This is a genomic window from Pseudomonas sp. AF03-9 (genome assembly GCF_020515815.1).
In the GTDB taxonomy this organism is placed as follows: Bacteria; Pseudomonadota; Gammaproteobacteria; order Pseudomonadales; family Pseudomonadaceae; genus Aquipseudomonas.
The window spans coordinates 115,048-134,259 of the sequence record NZ_JAHPJF010000017.1 but is presented as its reverse complement, the minus strand read 5'-3'; the positions used below and the strand labels follow the sequence as shown (position 1 = coordinate 134,259).

19 protein-coding genes and 3 pseudogenes are annotated in these 19,212 nt (G+C 62.5%); 11 read left to right on the top strand and 11 right to left on the bottom strand.

What is annotated here, in order from left to right:
* Positions 1-17: 17 nt before the first annotated feature.
* From LIY36_RS27750 to LIY36_RS21515, 6 genes and pseudogenes are all read left to right on the top strand, one after another.
* Positions 18-1,016: pseudogene (locus LIY36_RS27750) on the top strand (PAS domain-containing protein); the annotation flags it as partial.
* Positions 1,017-1,301 (top strand): annotated as a pseudogene (locus LIY36_RS27945) (methyl-accepting chemotaxis protein); the annotation flags it as partial.
* Between the two features lie 75 nt (positions 1,302-1,376).
* Positions 1,377-3,017 (top strand): AMP-binding protein, encoded by a 1,641-nt coding sequence (locus LIY36_RS21530; protein WP_226457070.1) that lies wholly within the window; start codon positions 1,377-1,379, stop codon positions 3,015-3,017.
* Between the two features lie 11 nt (positions 3,018-3,028).
* Positions 3,029-3,604, top strand: a complete 576-nt coding sequence (locus tag LIY36_RS21525; RefSeq protein WP_226457091.1) for a TetR/AcrR family transcriptional regulator — start codon at positions 3,029-3,031, stop codon at positions 3,602-3,604.
* A 35-nt stretch (positions 3,605-3,639) separates the two neighbouring features.
* Complete coding sequence (locus LIY36_RS21520) at positions 3,640-3,933, top strand: AraC family transcriptional regulator ligand-binding domain-containing protein (RefSeq protein WP_226457090.1); 294 nt, start codon at positions 3,640-3,642, stop codon at positions 3,931-3,933.
* Positions 3,934-3,946: 13 nt separating this feature from the next.
* A pseudogene (locus LIY36_RS21515) lies at positions 3,947-4,447 on the top strand (zinc-binding dehydrogenase); the annotation flags it as partial.
* Positions 4,448-4,473: 26 nt separating this feature from the next.
* Here the strand turns inward: LIY36_RS21515 and LIY36_RS21510 are convergent.
* Genes LIY36_RS21510 through LIY36_RS21495 form a run of 4 tightly spaced genes read right to left on the bottom strand, consistent with a single transcriptional unit; the run spans position 4,474 to position 8,295 of the window.
* Positions 4,474-5,328, bottom strand: a complete 855-nt coding sequence (locus LIY36_RS21510; protein WP_226457069.1) for an alpha/beta fold hydrolase — start codon at positions 5,326-5,328, stop codon at positions 4,474-4,476.
* A 17-nt stretch (positions 5,329-5,345) separates the two neighbouring features.
* Positions 5,346-6,638, bottom strand: a complete 1,293-nt coding sequence (locus LIY36_RS21505; RefSeq protein ID WP_226457068.1) for an NAD(P)/FAD-dependent oxidoreductase — start codon at positions 6,636-6,638, stop codon at positions 5,346-5,348.
* Between the two features lie 60 nt (positions 6,639-6,698).
* Positions 6,699-7,121: a RidA family protein gene (locus LIY36_RS21500; protein WP_226457067.1), complete on the bottom strand. Its 423-nt coding sequence runs from the start codon at positions 7,119-7,121 to the stop codon at positions 6,699-6,701.
* Between the two features lie 34 nt (positions 7,122-7,155).
* Positions 7,156-8,295, bottom strand: coding sequence for a tyramine oxidase subunit B (locus tag LIY36_RS21495; protein WP_226457066.1), 1,140 nt, complete (start codon positions 8,293-8,295; stop codon positions 7,156-7,158).
* A gap of 186 nt (positions 8,296-8,481) precedes the next feature.
* Between LIY36_RS21495 and LIY36_RS21490 the strand changes: the two genes are divergently transcribed.
* From LIY36_RS21490 to LIY36_RS21465, 5 genes are all read left to right on the top strand, one after another.
* The gene (locus LIY36_RS21490; RefSeq protein ID WP_192300964.1) at positions 8,482-9,297 is read left to right on the top strand and encodes a helix-turn-helix domain-containing protein; all 816 of its coding nucleotides are present in this window, start codon (positions 8,482-8,484) and stop codon (positions 9,295-9,297) included.
* A gap of 155 nt (positions 9,298-9,452) precedes the next feature.
* Positions 9,453-10,199: a response regulator gene (locus LIY36_RS21485; RefSeq protein WP_226457065.1), complete on the top strand. Its 747-nt coding sequence runs from the start codon at positions 9,453-9,455 to the stop codon at positions 10,197-10,199.
* Entirely contained in the window at positions 10,196-11,272 is a 1,077-nt protein-coding gene (locus LIY36_RS21480; protein WP_226457064.1) for an ATP-binding protein, read from the top strand. The genes LIY36_RS21485 and LIY36_RS21480 overlap by 4 nt, the downstream gene beginning before the upstream one ends.
* A 249-nt stretch (positions 11,273-11,521) precedes the next feature.
* Positions 11,522-11,914, top strand: coding sequence for a hypothetical protein (locus tag LIY36_RS21470; RefSeq protein ID WP_226457063.1), 393 nt, complete (start codon positions 11,522-11,524; stop codon positions 11,912-11,914).
* Positions 11,887-12,807 (top strand): ABC transporter six-transmembrane domain-containing protein, encoded by a 921-nt coding sequence (locus tag LIY36_RS21465; protein ID WP_226457062.1) that lies wholly within the window; start codon positions 11,887-11,889, stop codon positions 12,805-12,807. Before LIY36_RS21470 ends, LIY36_RS21465 begins: the two co-directional genes overlap by 28 nt.
* An 18-nt stretch (positions 12,808-12,825) precedes the next feature.
* Here LIY36_RS21465 and LIY36_RS21460 read toward each other — a convergent pair whose 3' ends face one another.
* The 7 genes from LIY36_RS21460 to LIY36_RS21430 are packed head-to-tail and all read right to left on the bottom strand — an operon-like array spanning position 12,826 to position 19,185.
* Positions 12,826-13,767, bottom strand: coding sequence for a helix-turn-helix domain-containing protein (locus LIY36_RS21460; protein ID WP_226457061.1), 942 nt, complete (start codon positions 13,765-13,767; stop codon positions 12,826-12,828).
* A 43-nt stretch (positions 13,768-13,810) separates the two neighbouring features.
* Complete coding sequence (locus LIY36_RS21455; RefSeq protein WP_226457060.1) at positions 13,811-14,590, bottom strand: 2-keto-4-pentenoate hydratase; 780 nt, start codon at positions 14,588-14,590, stop codon at positions 13,811-13,813.
* A complete protein-coding gene (locus LIY36_RS21450; protein ID WP_226457059.1) occupies positions 14,587-16,194 on the bottom strand; it encodes a bifunctional 3-(3-hydroxy-phenyl)propionate/3-hydroxycinnamic acid hydroxylase in 1,608 nt (535 codons plus the stop codon). The genes LIY36_RS21455 and LIY36_RS21450 overlap by 4 nt, the downstream gene beginning before the upstream one ends.
* 60 nt (positions 16,195-16,254) lie before the next feature.
* On the bottom strand, positions 16,255-16,857 hold the full coding sequence (locus LIY36_RS21445; RefSeq protein WP_192300972.1) for an amino acid synthesis family protein: 603 nt from the start codon (positions 16,855-16,857) through the stop codon (positions 16,255-16,257).
* Between the two features lie 10 nt (positions 16,858-16,867).
* Positions 16,868-17,326, bottom strand: a complete 459-nt coding sequence (locus LIY36_RS21440) for a VOC family protein (RefSeq protein ID WP_192300973.1) — start codon at positions 17,324-17,326, stop codon at positions 16,868-16,870.
* A gap of 11 nt (positions 17,327-17,337) precedes the next feature.
* Entirely contained in the window at positions 17,338-18,378 is a 1,041-nt protein-coding gene (locus LIY36_RS21435; protein WP_226457058.1) for a WD40/YVTN/BNR-like repeat-containing protein, read from the bottom strand.
* A 12-nt stretch (positions 18,379-18,390) separates the two neighbouring features.
* Positions 18,391-19,185 (bottom strand): SDR family NAD(P)-dependent oxidoreductase, encoded by a 795-nt coding sequence (locus LIY36_RS21430; protein WP_192300975.1) that lies wholly within the window; start codon positions 19,183-19,185, stop codon positions 18,391-18,393.
* Positions 19,186-19,212 lie beyond the last annotated feature (27 nt).

Genomic DNA, 19,212 nt, shown 5'->3' with positions numbered 1-19,212 from the left:
AGAGATAGAGGTGTTCCATGCTTTTTTTTAGCCGAACCACCCGTTGGGTGTTGGCGCCACTCGCCGACAGGCTGGAACAGCCTGACCAGACGAGCACGCCGTTATCGTCAAGCAACCCGATATTACGCCGCATCTTGGCCGGCGCAGAGCAACTGCTTCAGGAGCGGCGAGCGCTGAAAGACCAAACCCAGGCACTCGCCTTGGAAGTTGCCCAATTGCAGGAGCACCTGGCCGGTCGCGACCAGCATGTGCGCCAAATGGAAGCGTACTGGGCCCTGATCAGCAGAGGCGCGGGTGAACTGTTCTGGGTGCTGGAGCTGGAGGGAAGCACTACCCCCGAGCCGGAATGCGCGATGCAATGGACGGGGCTTACGTCGATCCAGGTCCAGGGCATTGATCAACTGGGCCGTTGGAGCGAACAGTTGCACGCGGCTGACCGGCAAGCGCATCTGGAAGCGCTTAACCAGCATCTCGCCGACCGCAGCGGGCGAACACCGTTTACGTTAGACGTGCGCATGAAGCCTGCATCCGGCGGCGACTATCGCTGGTGCAGGGTCAGCGGCCTATCGCGACGCGACGAGCAAGGCATGCCACTGGCCATCGGCGGAACCGTTCGTGACGTGCACGAACAGCACCTGCACAACGAAGCACTCGAACTGGCCGCAACACGTTTCGAAATTTCCCGGGAAATGCTGCATGACGGGCTATGGGATATCGAGGTTGTAGCCGGCGACCCAGCGAACCCGAAAAACACCATTTGGTGGTCGTCGCAAATGCGTCGGCTGCTGGGATGCAACACGGTTGAGGAGTTCCCCAACACCCTGGAAAGCTGGACCTCACGCTTGCATCCCGAGGATAGCGCGCGGGCCATCGGCGCGTTTGTGGCACACGTCGACGATCGAAGCGGCAAGACACCGTTCGATGTGGACTATCGCCTGAAACACAAAAACGGCACGTATCGCTGGTTTCGTGGCCGAGGACAAACGCGTCGTGCGCAGGACGGCTCCCCACAAAGGGTGGTGGGCGCCATCACCGATATTCATGCCCACCATGAAGAAACCGCGATGCGCGAGGCGCAGGCACAACAGCATCGGGTCATGCAGGAAACCCTCAGCAAGCTGACGCAGATTGTCGCCACCATCCAGGGCATTGCCAGCCAGACCAACCTGCTGGCGCTGAACGCCGCCATCGAGGCGGCACGAGCAGGCGATGCCGGGCGCGGGTTTGCGGTGGTCGCCGACGAAGTGCGCAAACTGGCCACGCGAACCAGCCAGGCGACCCAGCAAGCGGCCGAGATGATGGACAGCTAGCCCCTTGAACATCTGCGCGATGGCGTGGGTACAGAACCTATTTCAACAATAACAACCAGGTGTGTTATGCGCGATTACGACTCAGCAATGACCTCTTTCGACTATCTACAGCTGGCCACTCAGGACTTGCATGGCGAGTTGACTGCGTTGAACGCCTGCGTCGAATGTTGCGACCGACACACCCACGGGAATGCCGTGGCGTTGTACTGCGAGACGCGGGATGGCCGCGCCACTCAGTACACTTTCAGCGAACTGCAGGCGCACGCCGCGCGCTTCGGCAATTTTCTGCGCGAGCAAGGCGTCCGGCCAGGAGACCGTGTCGCGGGCCTGATGCCACGCACGGTGGAACTGTTGATTGCCATTCTGGGCACTTGGCGCATCGGGGCGGTCTACCAGCCGCTCTTTACCGCATTCGGTCCCAAGGCGATTGAGCAGCGATTGGGTTGTTCAAACGCACGCTGGATCGTGACCGACGCCCTCAATCGCCCCAAGCTGGACGAAGTCACCGACTGCCCGCCCATCATCGTGACCGACGGGGCCGTAAAGCACCCGAGCGATTACGACTTCTGGAGCACAATGGAACGTCAACAGGCTGAATGCACACCAACGTTACTGGACGCCAACGCACCTTTCCTGCTGATGTGTACTTCGGGAACCACTGGGCCGGCCAAGCCGTTGGAAGTGCCTTTAAGCGCCATCCTGGCCTTCAAGGGCTATGTGCGGGACGCCATCGACCTGCGCGAGGAAGACCATTTCTGGAACCTCGCCGACCCTGGCTGGGCCTACGGTTTGTATTACGCAGTCACCGGCCCGTTGGCCTGTGGCCGTGCCACGCTGTTCTATGATGGCCCGTTCACGGTGGACACTACCTGCCGGATCATCGCCAAGTATGCGATCACCAATCTGGCCGGCTCGCCCACGGCCTATCGCTTGCTGATCGCGGCGGGAGCCGAGTTCGCCGACGCCGTGCGTGGCCAACTGCGTGTGGTCAGCAGCGCTGGTGAACCGCTCAACCCGCAAGTCATCCGATGGTTTGCCGAACAGCTCGGCGTGGTCATTCACGACCACTACGGCCAGACTGAAATCGGCATGGTGCTGTGCAATCACCACGGCTTAAAACACCCTATCCGTGAAGGCTCGGCAGGCTATGCGGTGCCGGGGTACCGCATTGTTGTGCTGGATGATGCGCAACGGGAATTACCGACGGGCCAGCCCGGCGTACTGGCGGTGGACCGCGAGTGCTCACCCCTGTGCTGGTTCAACGGCTACTTCGGCATGCCCACCAAGGCCTTTGTCGACCGCTATTATTTGAGCGGCGATATCGTTGAGCTTAATCATGACGCCAGTATCAGCTTCGTCGGGCGCAACGACGACGTGATCACCACGTCCGGCTATCGTGTCGGGCCTTTCGATGTTGAAAGTGCGCTCATCGAACACCCGGCTGTTGTCGAAGCCGCCGTGATCGGCAAACCCGACCCGCAACGCACCGAGCTGATCAAGGCGTTTGTCGTGCTGAACACTCAGTACCCGCCAAGTGCCGAGTTGGCTGAAATCCTGCGCCTGCATGTCCGCCAGCGCCTGGCTGCACATGCGTACCCACGGGAAATCGAGTTCGTCGAACAACTGCCCAAGACACCCAGTGGCAAGTTGCAGCGGTTCATTCTGCGCAACCAGGAAATTGCCAAACAGCAGGCACTCGACACATGACCCAGGGGCGGATGACTCCGGTGATAAGCCGGTCGGAGTTTCAGCGCAGAGCCATGGAATTGTTCAAGGAGCGTAGTTTCGGCCAGGTCAGCATGCGTGAACTAGCGGCGCACGTTGGCATTAGCCCTGGAGCGATTTATCACCATGTAGAAAGCAAGGAGGCAATGCTCTTTGAATGGCTGATGGAGCTGTATCAGGCGTTGTTGTCGCACGTTGATCTGATCAAGACGCGAAGATTGACGCCTGCGCAACGCGTGGCAAAACTGATCGAGGGCCATCTTCAATTGCATGCCCACATGACCGGGCACTTCAAGTTAGCGGTCATGGACGCCAATTGCCTGGGCGCCCCGATGCAGGCAAGCGTCGAGCAACTGAGACGTGCCTATGAGTCAGAACTCATTAAGGTGATCGGCCAACTAGGCCATCAGCCTGGCGGGCCGTTGCGCGAGAATGCACTCATCGCCATTGTCCCCATGCTGAACAGCCTGCCTACCTGGTTAAGCCCGACAATCGATGACGCTCAGCGCCAAATCATCACCAAAACCATCGCTGATGCGGTATTACGAGCCATCAACTCCCTACCCTGAGTGCGCGTACCAAGATCTGAAAACCATCCGAATTCATCAGTGAGCTCACCTTCGGGATGCTGCTGAATATCGCCCGCGCGCTGGCGGGCCCGACCTTCAGCCCATCGTCGATCGAACTGAGTTACCCAAGGCCCGCCTACGCCGATCACTATGAACACTTGTTTAGACGCCCGGTGCACTTTGATCGCAAGAACAATCTATTTATCTGTGCCAATCACTGGGCCAATACCCCCATCGGCACCCACGATGCGCTAATCAATCGACAAGTCGTTGAGCTACTGGAGATGACGGTTTCCCACAAAAATAAAAACGAGGGGTCTCACGCATGAAAAGCGCAACGTTTCTTTTGCTATCGCCCTCCTCGCTGGCTTGGGCTACACCGTCGTGGCTTCAACTGGTCGTCTTGAAGAATCTGATTACCTAAAGAGGCTTGGCGCCTCGGAGATCATTGATCGCTCAGTCTTAAGCGGGCCAGGTCGCCCACTTGCCAAAGAACGATGGGCAGGCGCGATTGATTCGGTTGGTAGCCATACGCTGGCCAACGTATGTGCCAGCACCTGTTATGGAGGCACCGTTGCGGCATGCGGACTCGCACAAGGGATGGACTTACCTGCCAGCGTTGCCCCCTTCATTTTGCGTGGGGTGACACTGGCTGGTATCGACAGCGTGATGCGTCCGCGAAGAGATCGGATCGCAGCTTGGGATCGTCTGGTACGAGATCTTGATATCTCTATCTTAAAAGAAGTAACGCGAGAGATTGGTTTGGGCGCGGTTGTTCAGACGGCAGAGCAACTGCTCGCCGGCGAAGTACGCGGACGGGTTGTGGTTAACGTCAATAATTGACAGCATTGTTTCAGGCAATGAGGTGTCTACGAAACCCGGGGCGATTCACACAGCCCCTTCAAGAAGCCTGCAACCAAACCATTGAACACCTCCCCCTGATCGTCATGCACATAGTGACTCGCGTCCGCGACCTCCACCGTTCTGATGTGCGGGTTGCAGGCAGTCATGGCCTCAAGCGTCGCGGCCGGCAGGAAGTCCGAGCGGCCGCCGCGAATGAACAGGGTCGGGCAGTCCAGGGCGCGTACGGCGGGCCACAAATCTGTCGGTTCGATGCTCAGGCGGGCCTTGGCAATGCCTTGCTGATCATGCCGCCAGGTGACCCCTGTGCCACTGTCTTTCATCGAGTGCGCGAGCCGTGAGGCCAGGCCCTGCTCCGACAGGCCTGGGCGCGACGCCTGCCAGAACGCACGGGCCAGTTCCCAGTTGCCGAACTGCAACGGCGTCTGGCTCATCTCGCGGCGAATACGTGCGGCACCATCACCTTGGGTTGAAGAGCCGGGGCCGATGTCTTCGATCATCAACCCCATCAAACGCCCCGGGTTTTGCCGTGCATATTCAAGGGCGTTGGCTCCCCCCAAGGAATGCCCCAGCAAGACGAAACGCCCCAATCCCAGATGAGCCACCAGGTCCTCAAGGTCTTCCACATAGGATTGCGTGTGGTAGGTCTCTGGTGCGGCCCAGTCGCTTAAACCGCGCCCACGTTGGTCCAGGGCGTAAATGCAGTAACCGGTTCCCAGGGACTGCACCAGCGATTCCCAGGTCTGTGCGTAGGCCCGCAAGCCATGCAGCAGAACCAGCGGCACGCCGCTCGAATCGCCCCAGTGCACGAAGTGCAGGCGCAGGCCTGAACGATTGGTGAAAAAACAGCTGTCAGAAGCCATGGGTTGATTCCTTTGCGTCAGAAACGATCGAAACGATACGGGCTTGGATCAATGATCGGCGTGTCCCCGCTGACAAGGTCCGCCGCGAGGTGGCCCGCCGCCGGTGAGGTACCAAAGCCGTGCCCGGAAAAACCCGTGGCTACGGTCAGCCCGGGGATCTGCGCGACCGGCCCGATCACGGGATTGGAGTCCGGCGTGACGTCGATGGTGCCCGCCCACGCCTGGGCAATTCGCGCCTGTTCGAACACCGGCCAGGCGGCGATCAGGTTGTTCATCGCGTCACCGTTGAGGCGCGGGTTGGCCGCCGGGTCCTGCACCCTCACCCGCTCGAACGGGCTGACACTGTCGGCGCGCCAACGCCTTGCAAGTTTCAGATCGTCCAGAAAAGGCTTGCCCAGCGACACGTTCAGCACATGGCGCTGTGCGCGAAACTGCGGCATGTATGGCTTGGCGAGCAACAGGTGATCCAGGGTCAGGAACGCGTCCAGCTTGCCGCGCTGGGTGATGATGAAGCCGCCATCCTTGTGCTTGCGAAACGAAAAATCCGGCGCGCCGACCGCAATCTGCGTCGGGCCTTCCATGGGGTGGGTGCGCAGTACCGAGCAGGTCAGCGGCAAGGTCGGCAACGCCACGCCCTGGTTGCCGAGGAAACGCCGCGACCACATGCCCCCCGCCAGCAGCACGTGATCACAACGGATTTCACCGCGCTCGGTGACCACCCCGCTGACAATCCCGGCGGACATCTGCAGCGTACGTACCGCACATTGTTCGATGATCACCACCCCTTTCGCCATGGCAGCCTTGGCGATCGCGCTGCTGGCCAGGGTCGGCTCGGCACGCGCGTCGGACGGCGTGTAGATGCCGCCGGCCCAGTCGCCTACGCCACCCGGCACCAATGCGTCGATTTCACGTTTGCTGAGCAGGCGCGAATCCAGCGACAGGTGCTCCACCGACTTGAGCCACCCTTCATGCATCGCCATCTGCGCCGGGGTCCGCCCGACAAACATAATGCCCTCCTGGCGGTAGCCGACGTCCGCGCCGACCCGCTCGGGCATCTGCGCCCACAAGCGGTCGGCGGCCAGGGCCAGGGGAATGTCGGCCGCATGGCGGCTGGTCTTGCGCACCCAGCCAAGGTTGCGCGACGACTGCTCGGCGGCGATGCGGCCTTTTTCCAGGACCACCACGGCGATATTGCGTTCGGCCAGGGTCAGCGCGGCGGTCAGGCCAATAATCCCGCCGCCGATAATGACCACGCTGGTGCTGGCGGGAAACGCGGTGGAGGTGTTCACGGGCGCGATAGTCGGTGCCATGCTCAAGACTCGGTGATAGGCAAATAAAAGCGGCCGCCGTGCTGCGCGGCCGCGTGACGGTCATGGCGCCAGGCGGATCACTTCAACCTGTGCCTTGGCGGCGTTGCGATACGCCGTCACTTCCAGCTCGACCTTGTAGACCGTCGAGCCCAGCGGCGGGCACGTCACCGTGCTGGCCGGATCGACGCCGCGAAACTTTTCGCCGATCAGGCCCATCACCGCCGGGACGTCCTTGGGGTCCTGGATGAACACCCGTGAACACACCACATCCGCCAGGCTCGCCTGCACCGCTGCCAGGGCGGTTTCGATGTTGGCGAAGACCTGATGGGTCTGCTCCAGCACATCCTCCGGGATCAGCTTGGTCTGCGGGTTGCGGCCGGCGGTGTTGGACACGTAGATCCAGTTGTCCACGACCACCAGGCGTGAATAGCTGCCCATTTCTTCGAAGGGGGAGCCGGTCTTGAGCTTGATGATTTTTGTCATGTCGAATGCCTCTTCAGAGTAAGTGTCGGGTGGCTTAGCGCAGCACCGGGGTGTCCCACAGGTTCAAGGTCACGCCGATGCCTTTTTCAACCGCGTTGCGGTACACCACCGTGCCCCAGGCCACGTCTTCGACAGGCATGCCGCCCACCGACATGATGATAATTTCCTCATCGTTCCGGCGGCCGGGCGCGGCACCGGCGATGATCTTGCCGATGTCTTCGACGTCTTCGAGGCGCAGCTTGCCTTCGGCGATCATGTCCATGAAGCGCACGCCAATCACCGGCACGTTGTGGTGCGCGGGCTTGGGCAGCTCGTCAAACCAGGCTTGGTACAGGCCGGTGTTGTCCAGCACCTTGCGCACGTCGGGTTGCTCCATGCCGTCATCCAGGGAACACGCCGCCGGCATCGCCAGGAACGCGCCCGGCTTGACCCACTCGCGCCGCACAATTGGGTAGATCGAGGGGTCGCCCGTCTCGCCGGAGCTACAATAAGTAACAAGGTCCGAGTCGCGAACCACCGCTTCCAGGGTGTCGACCACGCTGATCGAGGTGATTTGTGGGTAGGTCGCCCTCACCCAGGCAATAAAATCATCCAGGCTCTTCTGGCCACGGCCTTTGATTTTCAACGTATCGATCTGCGGGCACACCGCAATGAACGCCGACAAGGTGGTCTTACCCATCACCCCCGGGCCGAGCAACCCCACCACCCTCGCCGCCTTGCGCGCCAGGTGCCGCGCACCAACGCCGGGGATCGCGCCGGTGCGATACGCCGACAGCAAGTTGGCCGACATATGCGCCAACGGCGCGCCGGTATCGGGGTCATTGAGGGTGAACATCAGAATCGAACGCGGCAGGCCCTTGTCGCGGTTGGCGATATTCGAGCCGTACCATTTCACGCCGGCCGTGCCGAAGCTGCCGCCCAGGTAGGCGGGCATCGCCATCATGCGCCGGTCCGCCGTGGGCTTGGGCATGTTCGGGAATGGCGAATCCTTGGGAAAGACCACCATCGCCCCGTGGGAGTCATTGTTCGGCCCGGCCATGCGGTAATCGCCGGCATAGAGCAAGCCGAACATCTCTTCCATGGTATTCACGCAGGCCGGCATGTCCGTGACGCCGGCACGGATCATGTCCTGCTCGGAGAGGTAGATAAAGTCGATTTTTGTGGAAGTAGACATAGTCATTCTCGGGCCGCAAGTGAGATCGCTGCGATAGGCGCAGCTCCACGCTGTCGACGTCGAGTATCGAGGGGCACTTGCGCGCCGTATTGTAAATTTCGGACACGCCAGGGCCCGTGTCACCGCAGTAGTTGGCGCGAATCATGCGTGATAAATCCCGCCTCGCAGCCTATCGACAGTGCACACATGACTCCGACTCCACGGCACCACACGGCAAACGAACAGCCCTGGTTCGTCCTCAACTCCTCACGGTATTCGGTGATGCCTTCCGAACACCCGGCGATCTCGCATTTCTATGCCTTCGATGTGGCGCAAACCACTGAGGTGCTGGCGGTGCCGGATGGTTGCGTGGACATTGTCTTCGACTGCGACGCCACCCGCCCCAGCGCCAAGATCTGCGGCACGCCACTGGCGGCCCAGGCCGTCGAGTTGAACCAGAACCACCACTACTTCGGCGTGCGCTTTGCCCCCGGCGTCATCCCCGGCTTCATCAATGTGCTGGCTGAAGAGTTGACCGAGCGCGAACTCGACCTGCTGGAGGTCTCGCGGTTTGCCCGGCGCATCTTCGACAACATCGTGCAGGCCCCGCAACTGGGCGAACAGATGCGCCTGTTCAACGACTACCTGGCCCCCCAGTTGATGGGGCGCACGTCGCCGCTGACGCGCATGGTCATTCAGCAAGCCTTGCGTCATCGCGGGGCGATCCGCATCAGGCAACTCGAAGACCTCAGCGGCTACACCAGCCGCACCCTGCACCGCCAGTTCAGCCAGGACACCGGTCTGTCGCCCAAGGCGTTCTGCCGGATCATCCGCTGCCAGGCCGCGCTTGAAACCCTCAACACCCAGCCCGATGTATCGTTCTGCGAACTGGCCCTGGACCTGGGTTTTTCCGATCAGTCGCACTTCCTGCGCGACTTCAAGAAACTGGTCAGCACCACGCCCTGCGACTACCAGCGCCAAATGCTGCAGAACGCCTACACCGACCGCATCAGCTACGCCTGATCACGCGCCGACAAAATAAATTCGCGTCTCCATCGTTTCTCCACAAAACCTCCCATGAAAGCGCACGCTCGGGGTGCACACTGGCCTTCGTTGCCCTTGGATGATTCGTCATACTGCGACGATCCCAGTGCACCTGACCCAGACCCGAGCCTGCCATGACTGAATCGCCGCTTGCACCGACACCCCAGGACTCCACCGGCAAACACCAGGCCTTGGTGCTGATCGCCGAAGACGAGCCGGAAATTGCCGACATCCTCGCCGCCTACCTCAAGCGCAGCGGCTTCCAGACCGCCCATGCGCTAGACGGGCGCCGTGCCCTGGAACTGCACCAGACACTCAAGCCCAACCTGGTGCTGCTCGATGTACTGATGCCGCAGCTGGATGGCTGGATGGTCCTCGCCGAGATCCGCCACCGCGGCAACACCCCGGTGATCATGCTCACCGCGCAAGACCAGGACATGGACAAACTGCTGGGCCTGCGCATCGGTGCCGACGACTACATCGTCAAACCGTTCAACCCGGCAGAAGTGGTCGCCAGGACCCAGGCCGTGCTGCGCCGCAGCATCGATCACGGCTACGGCAGCGGCCAGCGCGTGCTGCGCGTGCAGGCGTTCGAGATCGACATCGACAACCATGCAGTCAACGTGCAGGTCGGTGCCGACAAGCACCCGCTGCACCTGACCGTCACGGAGTTCCGCCTGTTGGCGCAACTGGCCAAGGCGCCCAAGCGCGTGTTCAGCCGCGCCGAACTGCTGGCCCTGTGCGCCCCCGAGAGTGACAGCCTGGAACGCACGGTCGACAGCCACATCAGCAAGTTGCGGCGAAAAATCGAAGACCTCGGCGTGCAGGGCGTACCCACCAGCATCCGTGGCGTCGGCTACCGATTCGGGAGCCACACATGAAGGTCGTCAACGGGTTGAGCCGGCAGATCATTGTGTCGATGTCGGCCGTGGTGTTGTGCGTGATTGCCCTCGCGGTGGTTGGCTCCTACGTGTTCTACGCGGTGCTGTGGACGTTCTGGCCGCCGTCGGACCTTGACGTCGATGAGTGGCTGCCCACCGGCATGGAATGGGCATGGATGGGCCTGATCACCTGCATCAGCCTGGCAGTGGGTGCCGTGGTCGCGATCAAGCTGTCCCGGCGCATTCTCATGCCCTTGAACTCCGTCGCCGCCAGCCTGCGCCGGCTGGCCGACGGCGACCTCGATGCGCGGGCCGTTGCGCCCGACCTTTCATTGGGAGAGACCGCCGTGTTGGTGGATGACTTCAACAGTATGGCCAAGCGCCTGCAACGCATGGCTGAAGAACAGTCGTTCTGGAACGCCGCCATCGCCCACGAACTGCGCACCCCGCTGACCATCTTGCGTGGCCGCTTGCAGGGCCTGGCCGAAGGTGTGTTCGAGCCGGACAAGGCCCAGTTCTACAGCTTGCTCACCCAGGTCGAGGGCCTGACGCGCCTGATCGAAGACCTGCGTGTGGTCGGCCTGGCGGACAACGGCTACCTGGAAGTGCACATCCAGCACGCCGACCTGGCCGAGGAAATCGAGGCCGACGCACAACTGTTCGAGCCTGGCCTGAACGCCAGTGGCTTTACCCTGCACCTGGACCTGCTCAAGCACCCCGTGCACTGCGACCCGGCGCGCATCCGCCAGGCCTTGCTGGCCCTGCTCGACAACCTGCGGCGGCATGCCACGCCCGGCAACGTCATCGTGCGCCTGGACAGCAGGGACGGCCTCAACACCTTGAGTGTCGCGGACGAAGGCCCGGGAATCGATGAAGCCTTCGTCGCGCACATTTTCGACCCGTTCCAGCGCGGCGAAAGTTCTCGCTCGCGCGCCCAGGGTGGCAGCGGGCTGGGGCTGGCCGTGGTGCGTGCGATTGCCCTGGCCCATGGCGGCAGCGTGACCTGCCGCAACCTGGCGAGCGGCGGCACGTTGTTCGAACTGAGCTGGCCCGACCATCCCACTGACCTCTGAACTCAACCGGCCCAGGTGAAGGCATGCGCCTCTCTATGTTTGGTTTCTATAGAGCCACACCCTATCGCCACTTTGCCTTGCTGGACACACACGGACGCTGTATCGCTTTCAAGAGCTGCGAAGGGATGCCACAGAACGGCAAGTGGGTACAAGTCAACGAAGTCAAGCTCGCCTGGTTGAACCGGGCGTTGCCTGCGGGCGCCTTGACTACGCCAACCGACCCTTGTGATTCACACGCGGATTGCACCTATGCCCCTCAACTATCGCAGTCGAAACCTGATTGACCTGGCCCAACTGGAAGACTCGGTAAAGTTCTATAGCGCCAGGCTCAGAAAGTTGCAGCGCTTCTGGATCCCCCTGCAAAAACAGGCGCCGCGCCTGGTGATGGTGCTGTGGGTGCTTGGGGTGAGCGCGTCGCTGTTCACCCAGTCCTATGCCCACTGGCTGTTCACCGCACCGGCGATCTGCCTGTTGATCGTCCTCGAGATCGTCATCGACGAAATGCAGATCGACCTGCTGCTGATGACCGAGGAAGCCCGTTATCTGCTCGACATCACTCGCGGTCTGTATACCGACTCATTGCGTCCCCCCACTGCGCTGCACACAGGTGCCCCATGCCCTCCGCCACACCACAAAGAGTGATCGAGCACAGCCACAACATCGGTCAACAATCCGCCAGCCAAACCCTCAAGGCCATCGCCAGGGCCTACCCCGGCAAGTTGTTTGCCACCTTGTCGCTGGTGGCGTTGGAGAACGCGCTGCTGCTTGCCTACCCACTCTTCGCCGGGTTCGCCGTGGACGCGATTATCCGTGGCGATACTGCCAACGCGCTGTTCTATGCCCTGGTGGTGCTGGGGTTCTGGGTGGTGGGCGCGGCCCGGCGGGCTCTGGACACCCGCACCTTTACACGTATCTATGCCGACCTCGCGGTGCCGGTGATCCTCAACCAGCGCCTGCAACGCCACAGCACTTCCAAGGCCGCGGCGCGGGTGGTGCTGGCGCGGGACTTCGTGGACTTTTTCGAGAAGCACGTGCCGATCATGGCCACCGCGCTGGTGTCCATCATCGGCGCAGCGGCGATGCTGCTGGTGATCGAACCGTGGGTCGGCCTGGGCTGCCTGTTGGCCCTGGGGCTGTGCCTTACCGTGCTGCCCGGCTTCGCCCGGCGCAACGAGCAGTTGCACGAGCGCCTGAACAACCGCCTGGAGAAGGAAATCAGCCTGGTGGAACAGGTCGGCGCCCACACCCTGCGCCGCCACTACCGGGTACTGTCGCGCTTGCGCATCGGGCTGTCGGACCGCGAGGCCATCGCCTTCCTGACCATCGGGGTACTCGCGGCGTTGCTGTTTGTGCTCGCCATCACCCAACTCGCCCTGTCACCTGCGGTCAAGGCCGGGCACATCTACGCGGTGATGACGTATTTATGGACGTTTGTCAGTTGCCTGGATGAGGCCCCTGGCATGGTCGACCAGTTGGCCAGGCTCAAGGACATCGGCAAGCGCGTTGACCCCGGGCTGGGCGGCACCACTCACTGAGCCCACGCTACAGCGCCTTCAACGCGGCGCCCGCTGGGTTTCCGAGGGCGACTCGCCAAACAGCTCGCGGTAATGGGTAGCGAAATGGCTCAGGTGAAAAAACCCCATCGCCACCGCTACTTCGCCGACGTTCTGCGTGCATGCCGACGTGGTGATCAAGCGCCGGCGCACCGCATTCAGGCGCAGGTTACGCAGGTATTCGACAGGGCGCATGCCGGTCACCGCCTGAAAACTGTTCTGCAAGGTCCGGCGACTCACCCGCAGGTGTTCGCACAGGTCAAGAATGCTCAGGGGCGTGTCACCGCTGGCGTCGATCAGGTCCTGGCAGCGTTTCACCAGATAGGCACTCACGGTGACATTGCCACGTCGGCAGCGCACCTCATCGGTGGCGTTGCTGAACAGATCGAGGAAAGCGTTGAGCAGCGCGTCCTCCAGCATTTTTTCGGCGATGGGGCTGATGGCGTCGGACTGCTCCACAAGGTGACGAAACAGCGGCTGGATGCGCTGGTGGATGCGCGCCAGCAACGCATCATCCACACTCAGTTGCGAGGTGGTCTTCAGCCGTTTGAGCTGTTCACTGGACAATTCGAAGGCCGCCAGCTTGGCGAAGCGCACCGTGTCGACATTGAACGCAAAAAAGTGCGTGCCCTCCGGCGCGTGCAGCACAAACTCCTCGGCGTCGCGCAACAGCACCACGCTGTGGCTGCCCACTTGCTGCCCCTGCACCACCGGAGCACTGCCCAACGACATCGCCGCGCACAGCCGCCCTTTTGGCGCATAGCCACGCTGGACCACGCGCTTGTCCAGGACCTCCTGGAACACCTGGAAGCGGTCGGCGGACAACTGCCGCAGCTCACTGGTCAGGCAGCCACGGCCAAGCTGGTCGTACACCTGTCGCCAACCGTGGATCGAGCCGGCGTGTTGTTGAGGGTCATTGAAGGTTCGCGCTTCAGCAAGCATGGTCGTGGTTCCTCGGTGGCCCCGGCATGACGGCAACTGGTGTTCACACTGGGGCGGTATCAACCGTGAAAACCAAAGCCAGTTCCGTGCCAAACATCCGCAAGCGGTACGTGGTCGGCTGGATCGCCATCGGCGCCAGCAACGCCCCGGACAGCACCACTTGCCCCGCCTCCACCGGTTGACCGTCAGCCAGCAGGCGGCGGATCAGCCAGCACAGGTTGATCAGCGGCGGGTCCTCGCGCTCGGCGGTATTGCCCTCGCCGCACAGCGCGCCGGCACACTCCAGGCGATAGTCGACGCCGCTGTGTAGCAACGGATCAAACGGCGTGCGCGGCCCGATGCAATACAGCCCTGCCGCCGCGTTGTCGGCCAGGAATGCCCCGGCGCCGAACGCCCAGCCTTGCCAGCGGCAATCGGCGATCTCGAAGGCCGGCGCCACCTCGCCGATGGCGGCCAGGATGTCCTCGTCACGGTATTCACCGGGCGCCAGGCTGCGGCCCATGATGATCGCCACTTCAATCTCCAGCTTGGGCTGGATCAGCCGCGACATGGCCACTGGTGTGCCGGGCGCGATGTGCATCGGCGTGGTCAGCGCGCCATACACCGGCTGGTCGAGGCCAAAACGCTGTTGCGCGGCGCGGCCGGCGAAGGCGATTTTCCAGCCGCTCAGGCGCTCGCCTGCTTCCTGGCGTGCCTCCAGGCCCAGGCGTTGCAGCGCGTAGCCGGAATACACGTCCAGCGCATCCGCCGGCAGCGCTGGCAAGGCCTGCGCGCTATGCGTGGCCTGGCGCAAGCGGTTGAGCAATTCGTTGTTGCCATTCATGAGAGTTGCTCCGCCAGTTTGCGCAGCACGCCGTCGAGCCGCTCGGGGGTGGTAATGGCGGCGACAAACCGATCCGGTCGCACCACCACAATGCAATCGCGCACTCTGGAGAACCATTCGCCCAGGCGGTTATCCACGTCTTCCACACTGAGGGCCGCTGCGGCCGTCAACGGCTGGCCGCGCCCCAGGCCGCTGCGCGAACGGTTGACCTGGATAAACCGCGTATCCCAGCGCGCCCAATACGCGGCCATTTCGCCACTGAGATGCGCGTGTGGGTTGACCCGGTAACCGAGCACCGCATACGAGTTGCCCAGCACATCGTCCAGGCGTCGGCGCTGGCCCTGGGCATCTTCGATATGCGGCTGCACAAACAGCTGGCCGACCAGATCGTCCTCGCGCAATTCGGCACGTTCGTGATGCACCAGGCCCTTGGTGATGGTTGCCTTGGGTTTGAACTTGAACTCCAGCAAATGCGAGCGCAGGTTGTCGACGCTGTTCACCGCCTGGAACAACCAGTCGCGCACCCCGGCCATCAACGGATTGGTCAGGCCCAGCACCGCGCCCATGTTGTCGGCCAGGGCCACCAGTTCGGTCGCGTGGCCACGGCGTTCCTGGTCGTAGCTGGCAAGAATCCCGTGGGCGGCGCGGCCCTGGAGGATCGCGGCGAGTTTCCAGGCCACGTTGGCCACGTCCCGCAGCCCGGAATTGAGGCCCTGCCCGGCCCACGGTGGCGAGATATGTGCGGCGTCGCCCACCAAGGCCACGCGGCCCTGGACAAACCGCGCCGCGACCCGCGAATGGTGGGTGTAGGCGCGGATGCGGATGATGTTGAGTGAGTCCACCGCATCGCCGATATGCCCACGGATCAGGTCGCGGATGGTGTGCTCTTCGCACATCTTCGCTTCGTCTTCGCCCTCCAGCAGCATGAACTCCCAGCGCCGCTGCTGGTACGGCAGGTAAATGCACACGAACGGCCGTTGCGGGTCGGCATGCAAGGCGGTATAGGGCGCATCCAGGGTGTCGTTGGCCGTGTCGACCACCACCCATTTGCGCGCATGGGTCAGCCCCAGCAGCTCGATACCGAGCTTCTTGCGCACGGTGGAACGCCCGCCGTCGGCGCCGATCACGTAATCGGCACGCAGTTGATAGGTCTCGCCCTGGGCATCGCGCACCTGCAAGGTCACGCCTTCGCCGTCCTGCTCCAGTTCGAGCATTTCATGGCCTTGGCGCAACTCGACACTGGCGTGCTGGCCAAGGGTTTCGCGCAGCGTGCCTTCCAGCAACTGCTGCATGAAGATATTGCGCATCGGCCAACCGTAATGGGCGGTGCTCGGCTTGACCTCGGCGAAGCACACGCCGCGTGCGTTGTAATAACGCAGCGGCACATCGCAGATCATGTCGCGTGCGGCCAGTTCGGCGATGCCGATGCCTTGCAGTACGCGCAGGGCCTCGTCATCCATGCCGACCGCGCGCGGGTACGGCAAGATGCAGTCGGCGAGTTCAAGGACGACGCAGTCGACACCGTACATCCCCATATAGTGTGCGGCTGTGATCCCGTTGGGGCCGCCGCCGACAATGACAACTTGGGTCTTCTGCTGCTTCATCGCTTATCACCGCTTTCTTGTTGTGGTTTTAATCTGCGCCGCCGAAGCCGCACGCGTGTATCAGTGCAGCCCATCCAGCCCTTTGACCTCGTCGGCCTGCAAGCCGCCCAGGCGTGCATGCAAACGCCCGCGAGTGGCGAACGCCCAGATGATAATCACCTCGTCTGGCGCCGGGCCGTCACCAAACATCAGCGACATGCTGTCGTAGTGGGAGCGCACATACAGGGCATCCTTGTGTGCCAGCGGTACATCAATGGTGGAACCCGGCCCACCGCGCTTGCCGGTAGACGGCACCCACGATTTGCCTCCGCCCAGCGCCACGCGCACCGGGTCGGCCGCCGGGTTGGTGAGGAACGCGTTGCCATGTTCGTACTCGCCCTGGCTGCCCACCAGGCAGGCCTTGCCGTAGCTGACGATGTCGTGCTGGCCGGCCAGCGCCTGGATACGGCGGCCGAACTCTTCGCCCAACAGCGGCGACGGCTCCACCAGCTCGGCCAGCGACTCGCTGTAGCGCCCGGCATAGGGGTTGGCGATCACCGCCGCGACGGCGTACTTGAACAACGGCTCGCCATCGGCCAACTGGCCGGTTTCATTGGCCAGGGTTTCTTCGACAAAGCTGTACCATTTGCGGATGTGATAGGTGGCGAAATTCGCAGTTTTCATCGGGGTTGCCTCACAAGGGGTCGAGTGGGTCGAGTTTGAAATGTCGGCTGGGCGCGCCCGCTTCCTTGAACCGCGCCTTGCCACGCGCATCGTCGTGTTCGGTCTCCAGGAAAAACTCCATGCGGTTGCCGTCCGGGTCGTTGAAGTACACGCCATGGCCGATTTCGTGGTCGGTGATTTTCACCACCTCCACGCCCTTGCCCAGCAACATGCCGTACAGCTGGCGCAAGGTGGTCATGTCCCCGGCGATTTCCAGGCCGTAGTGCTGCAACCCCATGCCGCCCTGGTGGGCACCGGGGTCGGCACGGATCAACGCAATGTCGTGATGCTTGGTGCCAAACGCCATCATCACCCAGCTTTCGCCACGGGCACTTTCGTGCATGCCCAGGATGTCGGCGTACCAGCGGGCCGACACGTCAGGGTCACTGACCCACAGCGATAAGTGCGTACGAAGGATGTCGACTTTCATCGCGGGCCACCTCAGCTTTTTTTGACGATGGATTGATGCCCGGCCTTGATCTGCGCCACGGCAGGCGTCCACAGCACATCGGCGATTTCGCTGAAATCGCGCCACTGCTTCTGCCAGCCTTCACCGCCATTTTCCGAGGTAAACAAATGCCCGTACTTGGTGCCCGCGACGATCTGGCGTGGGTTGGCCGGGTTGATGGCAATCGCCCACACGCAGGAATTCGGTTGCTGCGGCAGCGGCAGCACTTCCCAGCTGAGCGCGGCATCGCGGGACACCAGGATTTTGCTGGTGGTGCCCGGCGTACCATCGGAAATGCTCAGGTACAGATCGCTTTGCGTGCCCAGCGGCGCGTTCATGGCGCGGATGTAATACAGGCCGAAGGCTTCACGGCCGATAATGCCGGTCCAGGTCAGGCCCTCATCGAGGCTGCGGTAGACCGCGTTGACGCACACCACCACGATGACTTTCTGGCCACCGTTGGGCAGCACCAGGATGTTGTGTACGTCCGAGTTGTAGTCCCACAGCAAGCGGTCATCGACGCGGGTCCAGCTGTCGCCGCCGTCGCGGGAGTGGAACAGGCCACCCTCTTCCAGGCCGAACCACAGCTGGTTGCGGTCGGTCGGGTCGTAGGCGAAGGCCAGCAAGCGCGGGCGGCTGACACCGTCGCAGAACTCGGGGATTTCCACCGGCGCGCGGTCCCAGGTCAGGCCACCGTCGAGGGTGCGCCACAACACCGCGCGCGACGGTGCTCCGGTGCCGACGAAAATCCGCTGGGCGTCCTGCGGGTCGACCGCGACTTTCCACACCGTCTGCCCGTTGAACGGCGAGTTGATGCGCTGCCAGCGGCCGCCGGTGTCGTAGCTGACACACAGGCCCACATCCGTACCGGCGTAGATCACCTCGGGGGTGTCCGGGTGCATGCTCAACGAGCGGGTGATTGCGTCGAACTCCAGGTCCTGCCCCAGGCCAAGGCGATGCCAGGTCCGGCCATCGTCGGCGCTGCGGATCACCGCCTGCCCGACAGTTGCCACCAAAAGGGTTCCGTTACTCATCGCTGATGCTCCTCAGATGAAGATGCCGCGGGTCAGGCCGCCGTCGATGCCAATGGATTCGCCGGTGACCGCACCGGCCTTGGGGGATGCCAGGAAACCGATCAGCCAGCCCATTTCAATCGGTGCCAGGGTGCGCCGGATCGGCGTGGCGTCGATGTAGCCCTGCTCCACCTCCGCCGGGGTCTTGCCTTGCTTGACCCCTTCACGCTCGTACAGCTCCTGGATGTGCGGGGTATCCACCACGCCTGGGTGAATCAGGTTGACCGTGATACCCGACGGGCCGAGTTGGTCGGACAGGGTCTTGGTCATGTGCGCGATGGCCAGGTTGCGCATGCCCGACAGCACTTTGCTGCCGCGCCCGGTCAGGCCGCCGATGTTGATGATGCGTCCGAAACCACCGGCTTTCATGTGCGGGGTCACGGCCTTGGCGCAGCGGAAGTAGCCGATCACCTTGGTGTTGAGGTCCGACAGCAGTTCGTCGTCGCCGGCATGTTCGATGTCATTGCGCACCACACCGGACGGTGCTGCCGCGCCGTTGACCAGGATGTCGATACGGCCGAAGTGCTTGTAGGCGGCCTCGACCATCTCCGACACGGCCGACATGTCGTTGGTGTCGCAAAACAACGGCAGCACTTCATTGCCGGTCTGCGCGGTGATTTCCTCGGCCGCCAGTTGCAGGAACGCCATGCGCCGCGCGCAGATCACCACCTTGCACCCCTCCTCGGAGAGAAACCGTGCGACTTCCTTGCCGATGCCCATACCACCACCCGTGACGATGGCCACGCGGCCTTTCAATTCCAGATCCATAGCAACTACCTCGTGTGATTATTCAGT

Bases quoted from the DNA above. Each gene is read 5' to 3' on its own strand.
- LIY36_RS21500 (WP_226457067.1), bottom strand. From the start codon at position 7,121: ATGACAAAAATCATCAAGCTCAAGACCGGCTCCCCCTTCGAAGAAATG.
- LIY36_RS21530 (WP_226457070.1), top strand. From the start codon at position 1,377: ATGCGCGATTACGACTCAGCAATGACCTCTTTCGACTATCTACAGCTG.
- LIY36_RS21470 (WP_226457063.1), top strand. From the start codon at position 11,522: ATGCCCCTCAACTATCGCAGTCGAAACCTGATTGACCTGGCCCAACTG.
- LIY36_RS21505 (WP_226457068.1), bottom strand. From the start codon at position 6,638: ATGGCACCGACTATCGCGCCCGTGAACACCTCCACCGCGTTTCCCGCC.
- LIY36_RS21435 (WP_226457058.1), bottom strand. From the start codon at position 18,378: ATGAGTAACGGAACCCTTTTGGTGGCAACTGTCGGGCAGGCGGTGATC.
- LIY36_RS21445 (WP_192300972.1), bottom strand. From the start codon at position 16,857: ATGAAAACTGCGAATTTCGCCACCTATCACATCCGCAAATGGTACAGC.
- LIY36_RS21455 (WP_226457060.1), bottom strand. From the start codon at position 14,590: ATGAATGGCAACAACGAATTGCTCAACCGCTTGCGCCAGGCCACGCAT.
- LIY36_RS21525 (WP_226457091.1), top strand. From the start codon at position 3,029: ATGACTCCGGTGATAAGCCGGTCGGAGTTTCAGCGCAGAGCCATGGAA.
- LIY36_RS21450 (WP_226457059.1), bottom strand. From the start codon at position 16,194: ATGAAGCAGCAGAAGACCCAAGTTGTCATTGTCGGCGGCGGCCCCAAC.
- LIY36_RS21440 (WP_192300973.1), bottom strand. From the start codon at position 17,326: ATGAAAGTCGACATCCTTCGTACGCACTTATCGCTGTGGGTCAGTGAC.
- LIY36_RS21490 (WP_192300964.1), top strand. From the start codon at position 8,482: ATGACTCCGACTCCACGGCACCACACGGCAAACGAACAGCCCTGGTTC.
- LIY36_RS21465 (WP_226457062.1), top strand. From the start codon at position 11,887: ATGCCCTCCGCCACACCACAAAGAGTGATCGAGCACAGCCACAACATC.
- LIY36_RS21480 (WP_226457064.1), top strand. From the start codon at position 10,196: ATGAAGGTCGTCAACGGGTTGAGCCGGCAGATCATTGTGTCGATGTCG.
- LIY36_RS21485 (WP_226457065.1), top strand. From the start codon at position 9,453: ATGACTGAATCGCCGCTTGCACCGACACCCCAGGACTCCACCGGCAAA.
- LIY36_RS21510 (WP_226457069.1), bottom strand. From the start codon at position 5,328: ATGGCTTCTGACAGCTGTTTTTTCACCAATCGTTCAGGCCTGCGCCTG.
- LIY36_RS21495 (WP_226457066.1), bottom strand. From the start codon at position 8,295: ATGTCTACTTCCACAAAAATCGACTTTATCTACCTCTCCGAGCAGGAC.
- LIY36_RS21430 (WP_192300975.1), bottom strand. From the start codon at position 19,185: ATGGATCTGGAATTGAAAGGCCGCGTGGCCATCGTCACGGGTGGTGGT.
- LIY36_RS21460 (WP_226457061.1), bottom strand. From the start codon at position 13,767: ATGCTTGCTGAAGCGCGAACCTTCAATGACCCTCAACAACACGCCGGC.